We start from the raw sequence: 13,458 nt of genomic DNA, 5'->3' as shown, positions 1-13,458 counted from the left end.
TCCAAATACAGCCGGACCGCTCGGGCCTTCAACTCGTCCGGGTATTTCTTCGGTGCTGCCACGTGGGGCTCCTTCCCGGTCCTATCGGACCATGCTCAGAGCCCTCCAAGGAAGCGGGGGAACCTCAAGTCTACATCCGGTACCAGGGTTGTTGCCGGTCTCGGCCTGACCGCGAACCAAGGGCGGTGGTCAACCGATGCGCCGCCCTTGTTCGCAGAGCACCGTCGTCCCTTCGCGCACCGCATCGAATGCCGCCGCCAAACGATCTGCCAGCAGCGGCTTCACCTTCCCGGCTGCTTCATCGAGCGTGTAGAACCCCGCAGAGCGGATCTCGCCCGGATGCAGAACCATCCCCGCTACGTCACTGTCGGAGAGCACACCACCGTCGAAGAGGAACACCACGCCCTCGGGGCGGCTGTCCTGTGGGCGCACGTAATCCACCAGTAGCAACCGGCCCGCAGGTTGGTCCCAGCCGATCTCCTCGTACAGTTCGCGGCGAACTGTTTCCCACGGTGCCTCGTCTTCTTCGACGGCACCACCCGGTATTTCCCAGTTGGGTTTGTAGGTGGGCTCCACCAACAGCAACCGGCCCCGCCCGTCGCGAAACAACACCCCCGCAGCCATCCGCTTGCGTGCCAGCCCGGCCACGTACTGCTCCACCGGCAACACCCCGGTAGCCGACTCCGAACTCGATGGTGTGCTCACCCGCGCCACCATAGCCTCAGTTGATATTCGGGCGGTATCGGTCGGGAACCGTCGGCCACTGCACGCAGCTCGCCGTTGTGTCGATCGAACCCTGCACCCAGTGATTACGCCCGAGGAGTCATCACCAGGTCGCAGGGCCCTTTCGGCCTTGGCTCGCTCCCGTCGGCTACCCCGCAGCCCAGCTGGGGAATCGCCGTGTCACCTGTCGTGTAGAGGAACGGGAGGTGCCGGACGTCCAGCGGGAGCCGCTGCTGGTCCATGCCTCGGTCAGCACGCCGACCCAATTACCGCCGGAGTCGAGTAGGCAGCTCTCCTGTGCGCGTCCGGAGCAGATCGCTTCGACCACTTCGAGTGCGGGAGCCGGACGGGTCTCGTCGTCTAAGACATAGTCGACCACCAGGTTGAAACACCAGCCTGTTTCCACTCGCGCCGACTCGTCGTCGAACCGGCTGACCCGGATACTGCCTGCTTGGTCGCCGGGAATCTCCGCGCGCGCGGAGAGTACGACCAGGTTATCGTGCAGATAGGTCTCGGCGTCGAACTTCACTGCAAGGTCGCACAATCCGATGACGAGTTCGTCCCAGCTACCAGACGCGCACATGTCGCCCCTCTCGGTCAGCCACACGGGCTGCTGACAACTCCCGAGTACTGCCATGCCATCGATCCGGAAGACCGGCCGCCATACACGCCGCTGCCCTGCGCGGCTGTCCGGTACTCACCAGGAGCGCATTTGAACTCACCCTGTGCTGTGTACTTGGCGTTTGCCTTCGGCGCAACCTGCTCATTCGTCCCGGTGTTGCCTACCGTTACCCATTTCCCATCTTGCTTCCGTTCCAGCTTTACGATCACCTTGACCGAGTCGATGTCTGCTGTGCACGAGATTCGTCCCTTGCCGACGATCCACCCGGGAGATCCCTTCGAATGGTGCGGATTGTTTGCTGCCACGTGGCACATAGCGTCGCCCGGTGCTGCATCAGCGCCGGCGGTGAGTCCCGACGGCGCCAGGGTCGTAGCGACGAGGCCTACGCCGACCGCGAAAGTACGCATTTTCATTGAATCCCCTCCAGTAATTGCGTTGCAGCGAGCGATCTTCCCGACCCGCTTGCTTCTTTGGATGCGCCCCGGCGTGACCTGGTTCCCGAGTTGCCCCTACATAGGATGTGATCCATGCCACTATCTGTGGCGGCGCTGTACTCGACGATCACCCGGAATTGAACGCCCTGGCGTCGATCCTTCTCCGACACCGGTAGAGGGCGTGCTGTGTGGGCTCGCCTGCGATAGCCACAACCTCGGTGAATCGGTGCACCAGCGCGCACGACCCGATCGCGTTGAATCGCGCGGTCGCGTCCGCGAGGGACGTAGACGAGACGCCGGGTACCTCCACCAGTGTGAGTCGTACAGGGCGTGGATCCTCCGCTGCCCGCGTCGCGAGGTAGTCGACGGCAGGCCACCACCCGGGCCGATTTCGACGATATGTGGTTCGGTTGATTCGATGCGTCGCAATGCCCGGTGTACGAGTAGCCCTCTCTCGTCGCCGTGGTCGATGGCGGCGGTGTCGAGGTAAGTCGGGGCCGACTTGTGCTCGGGCGCGAAGTGGTTCGGTGCTCCGATCATTACGGCCACCAAATTGTCGCCGCGATCACCAGCAGCGGTAGTCCGATCGCGATGGCGAAACCGACCACTACCAGGGCGCTCATCGTGTGTCCTGCGTGGAGGTCCAGCGTGGGAAGCTGAGACGCGGTAGCACGGTTTCCACATCGCAAATGTCCAGTACGGCGTCGAGTTCGTGCGGGCCGAGGTGGTCGGGTGCGGGCAGGATCACCAGGTCGGCGCCGGCGTTGCGTGCCTGGTCGGCCACGCGTAGCACCGAGTGTTCGCCGGGCCATACGAGGTGGTAGCCGAGTCGGTCGGCGAGGCGGTGTACGTGGTCGCGGTCGGTCTCGGGTGCTCGGCTGATGTCGTGGTCGATCCAGCCGAACGCGATCGAGTGGCTCATGGCGCGATATCGGCATCGGTGGCGGGGTCCGGGACATCGCGTCCCGCGCGGAGCCCGGCCGCCACCCGTTCCAATGTTGCTGTATCGGTGCAGTATTGGTCGCGCAACAGCCGGACGGTCGCTTCCAACGCCCGGTTTCGCGCCGGTCGCTTGGGCAGAGGTGGTCGTTCGCGCACAGTGCCTCCTGGGTGGGGTGTCATGGCGTGCACCCGGCGCCGAGGAATTCCGTGGTCGGCGGCCTCGTAAGGTGCTGGCCGGCCTGATGGTTCGACCCGGCGCCGGGGCTGGATCAAGCCTCATCGACCGGTGTTCGCGGTCCCAGGGACAGCAGTCATAGAGAACCGCTACGCTTCCGCTAAGTGCGCAGCGACAGGGGGTTTCGCGTGATCGTGGAGGCTTGGACAAGGGTCGAGGTGCGGGCGCTGCGTGACGCGGCGTTGCGGATGACCCAGGAGCAGTTCGCCGAACAGATCGGGTGGTCTGTTGCGACCGTGCGAAAATGGGAACGTGCCACCGAATCGCGGCCGGTGCGCGGGCAACGTGCCGCCGACCTCGATAGTTGGCTCGCCAAGCTGAGCCCTGAGGCGATGCGCCGATTTGCGCTCGCTGTATCGTCCGCGCGGCCATCAGCGCAAGGACATCCAACCCCTGGAAGTATTGACGATGAGGCAGACGTGAACCGCCGCGAATTCGGCAAAGCCGCAGCGCTTACCGCCGCGACATTGCCGACGGCCAGCCACTCCCGGATCGGTATGGCCGACGTCGAACGTCTGAACGTATTCACGGCGGAGCTGGAAGCCGCCGATCAGGCTGTCGGCGGAGCGGGCCTACTGCCCTCCGCCGTGGACACGTTGGAACGTAGCCAGAGCTTGCTGCACAGTAGCGTGTTTGACGCTGCGACTGGTCGAGCGTGGATGTCCGCCGTAGGGGCGCTGGCCGTGGAAACCGGCTGGCTCGCATACGACGCGGATCGAGTTCAGTTGGCGCGGAGGTGCTATTCCGATGCGCTTTCGCTGGCGTCCATGGCCGAAGATGACGATCTGGCTGTCCACGCCTGCATGAATGCTGCTCTGCAATCCATCAGCTCGGCACGCAGCGGTCATGCATCGCCCTCCTACGCACTCGCGCTGACACGCCGGGCCGCGGACCTGGTACGGAGGCGGCCCGCGGGACGGGTACACGCGCTGATCGCCGCCCGCGAAGCAGCGGCCTACGGCACGGCCGGTGATCGGCCAAGTGTGGAGCGAGCCATGTCAGCGGCATGGCGGGAAATGGACAACGCAGCCGAGCATGAGCCGGTGGGAGAGTGCGTTCCATGGCTCCAGTTCGTCGACCATTCCGAAATCCGATTCCATGAAGCGCGGGCCTGCACTGACATCGGAAACCACAGCCGAGCACTCGTCCTGCACGAAGTCGTTGCTGGCGAGCCGGCAAGCGCTGGTAATACCGTGCACGCGTCGGCCTGGTGGTCAGCGGCGCTCGCCCGTACCGGCGACACGAGGTCGGCGGTCGAAGTGGGTAACTCGGTGCTTGAGGCGCTGGAAAGGTGGCTTGCATCGCCCCGGGCGCTCAGCGCGCTGAAGCCGGTGCGGCAGCTGGCCGACACGGCTTCTGAAGGCAAGGAGTTCCGAGATCGATTCGACGCACTCGCTTCCTCCAAGGGGGCTTCGGTTGATTGAATTCCGCCGTTTCGATCACAGCGGTGCGCGCGAAATGCGCGACACGGTCCAGGACGTCTACGCGCGCGCCTACGCGGAGGCGATCGCGACCGGCGATCCGTTCGAATCGCTGGAGGCGTCGATGAATCGGTTCGACGCTTATCTCCGCGCGCCGGGCTTCGACCTGGTGGTGCTGTACCTACACGGGGAACCGATAGGGCAGGCATGGGGCTGGCCGCTCGGCGAGAACACCGCCGGCTGGGACGGATTGCAGCTCGACGAAGACGATCCAGAATTCACCCGGGAGGACGAGACCCGGACCTTCGGGCTGTCGGAGATCATGGTGGTACCCGAGCACACCGGCCAGGGTTACGCGCGAAAGCTGCATGACGAACTGCTGGGTACTCGGCAGGAGACGCGGGCGACGCTGTTGGTGGATCCTGGTAACGAGCGGGCCTACGCACGGTATCGGCGATGGGGTTGGTACCGGGTCGGCGTGCAGCGTCCCGGCTGGGATGGGGCGCCTACATTCGACGTTCTTCTTCGCGCACTTCCCGTCTGATCGTCGGTACTTCGGGCAGCGTACTTTCCGGGGATGCCGAGGCGGCTTCTCAATACGCCCGATTCGGTCCGGTCGCGGTGGTCAACTTCTGTCTGCCGACCACGTCATGCTGTCGCGTGGGCGCCCATCACCAGGTCCCGGTGGGGGAGGCGCACAGCATGAGCCTCGGGGTCCGTCATCCGACGGTAACCCCCGAGGCTCACCTCCGAACCTCACCGCAGTGGGCGGAATCTACTTGAACAGGTATAACTGTTCAGATATATTCCGGCGGTCGACTTTGGCCGCGCCGGACAGAAGCCCAGCGGCCACCGCGGTTCGGTAGGCCGCGCATTGTGTCGCTGCATCTTGGTACGCCTGTGCTCGACGGTCGCATTCTTGCAGCACAGTGGCGATAGCTCGCTGCTGTTCGGTTGGCGGATATTCGATCTCGAACCGGCCGAGGTCGCCGGTGCTGATCGACGGAACGGAGTTGACTGCGGCCCGGGACCGGATGCGGAGTCGAATATCGTCGGATAGGAGCCATTCCAAGAGGTACTCCGGGGCCAGTGCATCATGATTCTTGATCCGCAGTCGGATTACGTTGGTGGCGAAGTAAGCCTGGTGGTGCATGTCTGTCACGAGCGCCGCATCGCCGACCTGACCGACGCGGACAAAGAGGATGTCGTTCTTGTGTACCTCGAAATGGGCGAGGCGCTTCGCCATCTGCGGGGATATCCGACTGTCGTCGTTCTCGGGGACTTCTAGTCGGCGGGAATAGATATGCCTGGCTTTCAACACTTGAAATGCTGAATCCGGTCCGTATTTGATGCCATAGGTGTTGGAGGGCCCGGCCTTGATTTCACATAGGTCGGAAAGCCGTGCCCGGAACCATTTGCCCTCGGCGGGTAACACATCCAGCGCTCGTGGACTGGTTCGGGCACGAGAGATAGGCGGGTGAAAGGGTGCCCTGGTCGAGGAGTCGATCGCCTCGATCGCCCGCGCCATCGCGGTGGTGTACCGGCCGATCGTCTGCCAGCGGGCGTCAGCATCTGTGGGTGCCGACTGCAGGTAGTCATCGGGAACCAGTGAGTGCTGGGCTTCACGGATCGTCTCGATGGGAACCGAGATCGCACGTCCGCCGTGTTCGACGACAGCCGCAATGCCTTCCTTCAACCCTTCTGGGGTATTGACGAGTTCGGCGATCTGTGCCGTGTCGGCCAGCCGCGGCATAGAGCCGGGAGTGGCCTGCAGCATCGAACGAACGTCGGCGAAGACAACTGGGCGTGGCGTTTTCGACGGGGGACGCAGCACCCAGATAGCGGCATCTACCGAGGAGGCCGGGAAGATCTGCGCCGGAAGCCGGATGACGGCGTGAACGGCGCCTTGTTCGAGCATCTCCTTCCTGTTCTCGCGCTCGTACCGATTGTTGGTGCCGCCTGCCGCCGCAGGCAGCAGTACTGCCGCTCTTCCTTTCGCGGCGAGGACCTTGACCGCCGTGTGAACCCAAGCGAGATTTCCGCTGTGTGGAGGAGTTGGGAACGGCCAAGTGGTGGCCGAGCTGTCCAGAAAGGTCTCGTTGAACGGCGGGTTTGCCACGACGGCGTCGTAAGGTCCGCGGAGGCGATACTGCCAGGGCAATTTGTCTTCGACTTGTATATCGGAAACACAGCCGTGCACGGCGAGGTTCAGGCCGGCACGGCGTGCGGCATCGGTTCGGCGGCCGATCGCCCGCAACTGTACCGGCGTTGCCCCTTTTCGCCCCAGAACTGCCAACGGTAGTTCGCCCAGGCGTGTGTAGGGGTCGAGGACGGTGTTCACCGAGTTCCCGGGCGGCGTAACGCACCTTGCCATGAGTTTCGCGACTTCCGCAGGCGTGCGGTAGTCGTGGCTGGTGGCGGGTTGAGCCTTCGGGAGTTGATCGAGCAGCCTGTCGAAGCCGGGCTTCCCGGCTCGGCTTGCGTTGTCGATCAGGGCGATAACGTCGGATGTCCGGGCTTTCCGCAATCTGCGGAAGACTTCCGCGGCCCCGACCGGCAGTCCGTGCAAACGCAGTGCGGCATCAACGGCTTCCGCGACGACGCCCAGCAGCACGGTCGGACGATCGGCGCTTGCGTGTGGCTGGATTTCGTCGGTGAGGCGCTGCCAATGCTGTTCGGAGCAGATCCAGGTGAACACGAGCAGTAGACCGGCATCGAGGTAGTCGATATCGCTTATACCGGCATCCCGGAAACGCCTGGGCAGCCCGGTGCAAAGAAACTGGCGCGCGGCTTGATTCGCTTGCCCGTCCCCGGCATCGCGGCAGGTTCGCGTGGGAACGCCTTCGCCGAGCGCACGTTGCAACCGGTCACCGTAGGTTGCGCCGTCGAGTTCCGCGGGAGTGCGGTAGGCCGCGGGTATCGGCCGTTTGCCGAGCCAGTCAATGACGGCGTCGGACGCGTAACTGCCGGATTCATCAGGGGTGGGAAAGTCCGGATGGCGCCTGCGCCAGTTACTGCAGGTCGCGGTGCTTACGCCGATCTTCTCGGCAATCTCGGAAAGTCGCAGGTGGATTGTGGTGAAGTTCCAGGTCGGCGTTGTCATGAGTCCTCGTGCTCGGCGGTTGTTCGGGGAAGCCGGTGGGCGTCGACTCCGGTGGGTTACCGGAAGGGCCAGGACAGGAAATTGTGCGCGATCACCGCCATCCAGAGCAGACCGCCTATGAGGGCCAACAGCTGTAGGGTTTTCTTCCATCCCCAGTGCTCGCTGCTGAACCTCGTGAAGAAGCGGTCTACGACGTCGATCCAGGTATCTGGTTTATCGGTGATCCGGACATGCGCGAGACATGTGGCGGTCCGGCATCGGGGACAGGTCTCGGTATCGCTGTGCGACGCCTCAGACCCTCCGGTCGGCGCCGACGTTGCCGGGAGGTTGGTCGCCGGATCTGGTTCTACGGACATAACGCCTCACTGGGTGGGGTCTCGGATTCGATGCCGCCGACTCTATAGCAACGCATCAACTCAGTCGTAATGTCAGTTGTCAGTATCTGCACTAGACCTGTTTGTGAAATCTGGACCAAATCACCTCGATAGCTGACCATAACTGCAGGTAATGTACCTCTTTGGTAGCTTGTGTGGAAGCTCTTCGTGCCCGCGTCGGTGGCATGCGCAGTGATACTGCTCGACTAGCCCGATTGACGGTCGATGCTACCTGAGACTGCAGGAAATCGTCCGGTTGGTCGTCGCGCGGGAGTACGGTAAGCCATTCGTACGCTGACCCGAAGCGGACTCCGAAGCTCAGGGTTCCCCGGCCTGTGCCCGGCGCTCGAGTGCGGGCTGGACTTGGCTGTGGTCAGGGATTCCCAGTCCGGACGGGCACTTCGATACCTTCGGTTTCCCGCTATCCGAAGGCATCCGGGCCGACCGCTATTCGCTACCGACGAGGCGCAGGACTGGCCGCTGATCGGCCTCGCCGAGTATGTCGCGGACTTGGCCCGGGCTGATCCTGAGAGCTTCGGCGAGGGCGGGGATACCAGCGCCGTGGTTTCCTGCGAGCTCCGCGGCCTTCTTCAGAAGCGTCGGTACCTCTCCCGGGTACGCGCTCGATGGGTCGGCATGCGGGTTGTTGACCATTGTGAGGCGCTGGTAGGCCCGCCGGGCCGATGACTCGGTGGTGCGCCCGCGCTCGACCATCCTGCGAACCAGTGAATGCGGCGAGACACCCCACGTCCTGCCCAGCCGATCGAGGGCAGCCAAGTCGAGGCGCTGTGGGAGGACAGCATCCATCGAGGCCGCCGGGGTGAGGAACGCAGCGGCGAACTCGTCGGCCTCCTTCTCGATGGTTACACCGTGCTCACCGGGGCCGGGGTGCAGCAGGAGATGGCCGATTTCATGCGCGATCGAGAACCGATGCTTGAACACGTTTTCGGTCCGCCGTGGCGTTGTCACGATGATGGGTCGGTCCACGAGCAGGGCCGAGAAGGCGTCCACCGCGTCGATCTCACCGAGTGGGCGCACCGCCACGACGATGCCGCGGGATTCGGCCGTAGCGACCAAGTGCTTGACCGGACCGTCGGGCAGGCTCCAGTGTCGGCGAAGGAGCGCAGCGGCCTCCGCCGGTGAAGTGCCGGGCCGGACCACGGGGAGGTCCGCTGCGGGGAGCTTGACATGCCGCTCCAACGCGAACGTCAGTTCCCACACGAGCGTCGCCGTAGCCAGTGCTTTCTGGCGGTCGCTCACGCGCGCCGACCGCAAGCTTCGGAAGTGCGCGTTCACGGCGTCGATGCGGACCAGAGGGCGTCCGATAGAGAAAAAGCTCGGACGAACCTCCAGAACCTTCGCCAGGAGTTCGAGCACGTCGTGACGGGGCGCGTTGACTCCGGCCTCGTACTGGCCGATCGCGGCGGCCGACACGCCTACCTGGCCGGCCAAGTCCGACTTGGTTATCGAGCGGAAGACACGGGCCTGGGTCAGCCGCGCGGGCTCGAAGCGACCGTGCATCTGCCCGGAGCCGGCCGGGGCGAACAGACTCGGGGTGTCGTCACCCATTCGGATCCGTTTCCTCCTGTTCGCGCGGTTCGACGACGGGGCTGACCGGAGTGCCGCTATCGAACGATTCGACGTCGGATGCCACATCAGCACTGACGAGCTCCGGTTCCCAGATGCACTCCTGGCCGCTCAGCTGGACGTTATCAGCGTCGTCCAGCACGGCGACTGCCCACTCGATCGACTGCAAGTGACGGGGAGTCGACCAGACCATGACGAGTACGACCGGCATCGTATCGTGAACGGTCTCGTATATGGCCTCGGTCTCGCTCGTCGCGCGACTGTCCTCAGCCGACTCGACCACGTCAGCGAAACGGGGCTCGAACAGCATCGGTGGAGGTGGCTCGGCAGCGAAGCCGGCCTTGCGTGTCGGACTCGCGGCGAACTTGCTCACCGCATTCGGGTTGTCCGGGACGCGCCAGAGGTAAACCAGGCAGCCGTTGATAACCGGGATCTTGTGACCCCCCGGAGTCAGCTTGTACGACTGGAAGCCGATTTTCGTCGCCGCTTCGTGGAAGTCCTCCAGCAGGTCTCGCCACTGGGTACTGAATCCGAGCGTGTACCGCGACCCTGAGATCTGGTGCCCCTCGGCAAACCGATCGTGCCTGGACCGCACGACTTCGACGAGCAGGGAACGGACGCCGGAAGCGTGGGGGCCGAGAGCGTCGGCTGGTGAGGAAACCATCGTGGACCTCCTGAATCCGCGCCCGGAGCCACGGATTCGGTCTGGACGCGACTTCATTATTTCACGCCAATCGCGCGCATTTGCTTCAGTTATCTGATCCAGGGTACGTTGCCCTTGCGTGACCAGGTAGGTCCTGTCGACGGCAATCCTTGCTGGACCATGGATGTCGTGGAGGTCCTCGATATGCCGACCCTCCGAACGCAGGGCTGCGGCTATGGCTGGGTCTCAATGTCGTACTGCTTCGCGAAAGGCTCACCGGCACGAGCGGCAAACCGAACCTTTCGGCTCAGCGGTGTAGATAAAGGCGTTCGTTGGGGAGGCGGGGTAGACCTGCGGGCGGGCCGGGGACGATGGCGGCGGCGTCGGGGTGGTGGTGGGTGCGCTATTCGTGGAGAAAGTGGTGGGCTGCGGTGTGGGAGGCGGCGTAGTCGAGGCGGAGGTCGTGGAGGTGGATGCTGAGGTGGAGGTCGGGCTCCTCGGGGCGGGGCGAGGTCATGGGCGTGGTCCGTGGGTGGGGGGGATGGCCAGCCGGCCGGTGCAGGCGGTGCAGGCGCGGACGGTGTGGCCGGAGGGGCGGAACGGATTGCGGGGCAGTTGTATCCAGCGGCGGAAGTGTTCGTCGATATCGGCGGGGAGGGGAGGACGACGATAGTGGCGCAGGGGCGGGTGGGGCAGATGTCGTGGCGGAACATCTCGGCGAACAGGGCGGTGTCGTCGGGGAGGTCGGCGCGGATGAGGAAGGCCCAGCGGCCGGTGCGCGGATGAGTGAGGACGGGTGCGGTGCATCCGATGGCGCCGCGGCGGTGGCTGTGCTGGATGTCGGTGTGGACGGCGCGGCCGTACAGCAGCCCCTGGGCCGGCTCCGGACGGTTCAGGTTCATCGCGATCGCTCCTGGATGTCGGCGAGTGCCGGTGTTCGAGTTCACCGCGGCAGGGTTGTTGCTGATCATTTTGCGTTGACGCTGCACTCCGAGCCGCGTAGTGTCATTTGTGACATCTGTATCGTCTGTGACATCAGATCAGGCCGAACTGAAGGATGAGGAGGTTGCCGTGGCTGCCGCGATACGCGAAGTTAGCGCGACGGGTGCCCCAGCCGAACAGCTGGCCGCCCTGCAATCGTTGATCGATACCCTTGGTCCCTCTGACCTGCGAGAAGCGCTTCGTATGGTTACCGACAGTGTCGCGTCGGGCGATGGGGTGCACGTCGCAGTGTTCGGTGACACTGCAACCTGCACGCCCGCCGACGCGGCGACGCGGCTCGGCATGAGTCGCACCCACCTCTACAAGCTGCTCGACAAAGGAGTCCTGCCCTATCACAACGTCGGCCGCGACCGCCGCCTCTACGTGAAGGACGTCTTCGATTTCGCGGCTGCTCGCGATCGTGACCGCCACGAGCTCGCCGAACGTTTTGCACGTATGGACCAGGACAACAATGCCGCGCTCGAAGAACTGATGGATGAACTATAGAACGCACAAAGGTTGCGGGGCACTGGGTTTACGCGGTGCCCCGCAGCTGTGCAAAATGGCGTGATGGAACACAACCGGCGAGCGCGACCCACCGTCCGATTGCTGGCCGAAGACCTGCACGCCAACTGGGAAGACCCTCATTACACGCGTGCGATCGCCGACGGCCGTTGGGACACGATCCAGCCGCTCGGCGAGCTACCGCACCCGCTACTGCGGAAAGCTGCAGCGATGTACGGCCCCGATCCCCGGCAGGATCCGGCGCCCCGTCTGATCGGTTGTTCGGGTGATCTGCGACTCCGAGAACTCCGTAATGCTCAATGGCGAGCAGGTATCTGGACCGATCCTGCAACCGGCGTCCGCTGGGTGGTGACCGCCGGACTGGCCAAGGGCGACCACCAGGATGACGACGACTTCTACAAACTCCTCGAGCGGCAGGTCGCAAAGCCGGATCGAGGGTCGTCCTTGCTGCCCACTTCACAGGACTTCACCCTGCTGAAGCGAGAGACTGCCGCCTGGGCACTCACGAGGTGGCACCTCGATATCCAGAATCGTATTGCCGTGGCATTGCGCGGGATTCGGTCGACACGGACAGTGGTAGTCGAACTCCCTCAGACCCCGTCCAGACAACCCTCCAGGATCGGACGGGTCGAGATCGAGTTCGACAATATTCCCGACGACGGAACTCCGCGTGAGGAATTCACGCTCACCTTCGAACTGGAGCCGGCGCACCAGGCGAGCAGGTGGGGTTGGCTCGCGATGGAGCGTGTTCTGATCTCCGTTGCACCACCCGTACAGGATTGGGATCGTCATCAGAACCACGCCTGGGTTATCTGCGAGGTCGGCCACCTCGATCGCCAAGGCTGGTGCATCGACGCCGCGGATAGTCGGTCGGAGCTTCTGTCCGCCGAACAAGGCGCGGTGGGGCACTACACGCATTCGGCCCATATCGCCGAGGCCAGCGTGAACGGTACAGCAATCCGGGCGATGTGCGGGGTCGTTTTCGTTCCGATGCGCGATCCAGACCAGCTGCCGGTATGTCCGCGCTGCGCGGAGCAATTCGCGACTCTTCCGAGTTGATCCCGCCGGAGCAGAGACCGCGGCGGTAGTCGCGCTGTTTCGGCGCGGCAGCATCGGGAAACGGGTGGTGAACTGGCGCGAGCCTGACGGGTCGGCCACCTATAAGCCGATCTGAATAGTCCCTGGACCGTTCACCAAGGTTTCCAATCGACGGAGCGCTTGGCCTGCCACCGTTTGGCGCTGAGGAGAACGAAGGGGGCGCCTGATCGGATCTGACGGATGGAGTTACTCGGTTTGACCCTGTTACCGATTCGCCTTGCGGCAAGATTTTTTCGTCCTCCAGCGTCCGATTCCATTCCGATGCCAGCGCCTGTGCATGTCGAAATGCCGTGCATCAGCGGACGTTTCAGCCCCGCAGTTGTTCGGCAAGCCGACTCGCTTCTCTGCGACCGAGGCCAGTCAGACTCCAGCGGCCTCGGGTGGTCTCACCTGGAATGTAGCGCTCGATCAATTGATCGGTGACCATCGAGTTTCGTTCCCAGGCCACTTGATTCTCCCACTTGACTTCGCCGTTCGACGGCTGTGGACGATGGTCGTCGGCTGTCAGGTCATCGCCGAACCGCTCCTCTATCCAGGCGATAACCTCACGCTTGAGTGCCGAACCTCCGCGTTCGTGCAGCGCGAGCAAGATGTAGCCACGGAGTACATGCTGTGGTGTGAGAGCCATAGGGGTTGACGTTAATACGCGCTGTCGAACGCGGCGACAACTTGATCACGGTCGCAGTGCACGTGCTTGCCCGATTGTGTAGATCGAGGTGGCCGGGTCAAGGTTCCGTCATCGGAGGGAGTGTGCCTGAGACTGAAACTGC

At 63.9% G+C, this 13,458-nt stretch carries 13 protein-coding genes; 4 read left to right on the top strand and 9 right to left on the bottom strand.

Features of this window, described 5'->3' with window-relative positions; all coding sequences use genetic code 11:
* Nucleotides 1-189 precede the first annotated feature (189 nt).
* The 5 genes from IU448_RS28355 to IU448_RS28335 form a co-directional block, all read right to left on the bottom strand.
* The gene (locus IU448_RS28355) at nt 190-705 is read right to left on the bottom strand and encodes an NUDIX hydrolase (protein WP_324188744.1); all 516 of its coding nucleotides are present in this window, start codon (nt 703-705) and stop codon (nt 190-192) included.
* A 166-nt stretch (nt 706-871) separates the two neighbouring features.
* Nucleotides 872-1,306 carry a hypothetical protein gene (locus IU448_RS28350; RefSeq protein ID WP_195058791.1) on the bottom strand — a complete coding sequence of 145 codons (435 nt, stop codon included), beginning with the start codon at nt 1,304-1,306 and terminating at the stop codon, nt 872-874.
* A gap of 14 nt (nt 1,307-1,320) precedes the next feature.
* Nucleotides 1,321-1,758, bottom strand: a complete 438-nt coding sequence (locus tag IU448_RS28345) for a hypothetical protein (protein ID WP_195058790.1) — start codon at nt 1,756-1,758, stop codon at nt 1,321-1,323.
* Nucleotides 1,759-2,398: 640 nt separating this feature from the next.
* Nucleotides 2,399-2,701, bottom strand: coding sequence for a hypothetical protein (locus IU448_RS28340; RefSeq protein WP_195058789.1), 303 nt, complete (start codon nt 2,699-2,701; stop codon nt 2,399-2,401).
* A complete protein-coding gene (locus IU448_RS28335) occupies nt 2,698-2,877 on the bottom strand; it encodes a hypothetical protein (protein WP_195058788.1) in 180 nt (59 codons plus the stop codon). The genes IU448_RS28340 and IU448_RS28335 overlap by 4 nt, the downstream gene beginning before the upstream one ends.
* Nucleotides 2,878-3,060: 183 nt before the next feature.
* Between IU448_RS28335 and IU448_RS28330 the strand changes: the two genes are divergently transcribed.
* Both IU448_RS28330 and IU448_RS28325 read left to right on the top strand, forming a co-directional pair.
* The gene (locus tag IU448_RS28330) at nt 3,061-4,380 is read left to right on the top strand and encodes a helix-turn-helix domain-containing protein (RefSeq protein ID WP_195058787.1); all 1,320 of its coding nucleotides are present in this window, start codon (nt 3,061-3,063) and stop codon (nt 4,378-4,380) included.
* Nucleotides 4,373-4,921 carry a GNAT family N-acetyltransferase gene (locus tag IU448_RS28325; RefSeq protein ID WP_228814543.1) on the top strand — a complete coding sequence of 183 codons (549 nt, stop codon included), beginning with the start codon at nt 4,373-4,375 and terminating at the stop codon, nt 4,919-4,921. The genes IU448_RS28330 and IU448_RS28325 overlap by 8 nt, the downstream gene beginning before the upstream one ends.
* A gap of 231 nt (nt 4,922-5,152) precedes the next feature.
* Here the strand turns inward: IU448_RS28325 and IU448_RS28320 are convergent, their stop codons facing one another.
* From IU448_RS28320 to IU448_RS28310, 3 genes are all read right to left on the bottom strand, one after another.
* Nucleotides 5,153-7,480, bottom strand: a complete 2,328-nt coding sequence (locus IU448_RS28320; RefSeq protein WP_195058786.1) for a type I restriction-modification system subunit M/S — start codon at nt 7,478-7,480, stop codon at nt 5,153-5,155.
* 821 nt (nt 7,481-8,301) lie between these two features.
* Complete coding sequence (locus tag IU448_RS28315) at nt 8,302-9,423, bottom strand: helix-turn-helix domain-containing protein (RefSeq protein WP_195058785.1); 1,122 nt, start codon at nt 9,421-9,423, stop codon at nt 8,302-8,304.
* Nucleotides 9,416-10,105 carry a hypothetical protein gene (locus IU448_RS28310; protein WP_195058784.1) on the bottom strand — a complete coding sequence of 230 codons (690 nt, stop codon included), beginning with the start codon at nt 10,103-10,105 and terminating at the stop codon, nt 9,416-9,418. Before IU448_RS28310 ends, IU448_RS28315 begins: the two co-directional genes overlap by 8 nt.
* 1,008 nt (nt 10,106-11,113) lie before the next feature.
* On the opposite strand from IU448_RS28310, the gene IU448_RS28305 reads away from it, so the two are divergent.
* Nucleotides 11,114-11,572, top strand: a complete 459-nt coding sequence (locus IU448_RS28305; RefSeq protein WP_324188743.1) for a helix-turn-helix domain-containing protein — start codon at nt 11,114-11,116, stop codon at nt 11,570-11,572.
* 63 nt (nt 11,573-11,635) lie between these two features.
* Nucleotides 11,636-12,649, top strand: coding sequence for a DUF3039 domain-containing protein (locus IU448_RS29270; protein ID WP_228814541.1), 1,014 nt, complete (start codon nt 11,636-11,638; stop codon nt 12,647-12,649).
* Nucleotides 12,650-12,995: 346 nt separating this feature from the next.
* On the opposite strand, the gene IU448_RS28295 is transcribed toward IU448_RS29270, so the two are convergent.
* On the bottom strand, nt 12,996-13,316 hold the full coding sequence (locus IU448_RS28295; RefSeq protein ID WP_195058783.1) for a winged helix-turn-helix domain-containing protein: 321 nt from the start codon (nt 13,314-13,316) through the stop codon (nt 12,996-12,998).
* Nucleotides 13,317-13,458 lie beyond the last annotated feature (142 nt).

The sequence above is a fragment of the Nocardia flavorosea genome (assembly GCF_015477805.1).
GTDB lineage: Bacteria > Actinomycetota > Actinomycetes > Mycobacteriales > Mycobacteriaceae > Nocardia > Nocardia flavorosea_A.
This window is presented reverse-complemented; position numbering and strand designations above follow the sequence as displayed.